Genomic DNA, 301 nt, shown 5'->3' on the forward strand with positions numbered 1-301 from the left:
CGGTCGTGGCGTCGAGGTGGGCGAACGAGGTGGCCGGCGCGGGGTCGGTCAAGTCGTCGGCGGGAACGTAAATGGCCTGGACCGAGGTGATCGAACCCTTGGTCGTGGTCGTGATGCGTTCCTGCATCTGGCCCATGTCCGTGGCGAGCGTCGGCTGATAGCCCACGGCCGACGGGATACGGCCGAGCAGAGCCGACACTTCGGAACCTGCCTGCGTGAAGCGGAAGATGTTGTCGACGAAGAACAGAACGTCCTGGCCCTTGTCGCGGAAGTCTTCAGCGATCGTCAGACCCGTCAGAGC

General features: G+C 64.5%; 1 pseudogene. It reads right to left on the reverse strand.

The window, feature by feature from the left end:
• Nucleotides 1-301: pseudogene (locus ACOZKU_RS27725) on the reverse strand (F0F1 ATP synthase subunit beta); the annotation flags it as partial.

The sequence above is a fragment of the Shinella sp. M31 genome (assembly GCF_049199205.1).
In the GTDB taxonomy this organism is placed as follows: domain Bacteria; phylum Pseudomonadota; class Alphaproteobacteria; order Rhizobiales; family Rhizobiaceae; genus Shinella.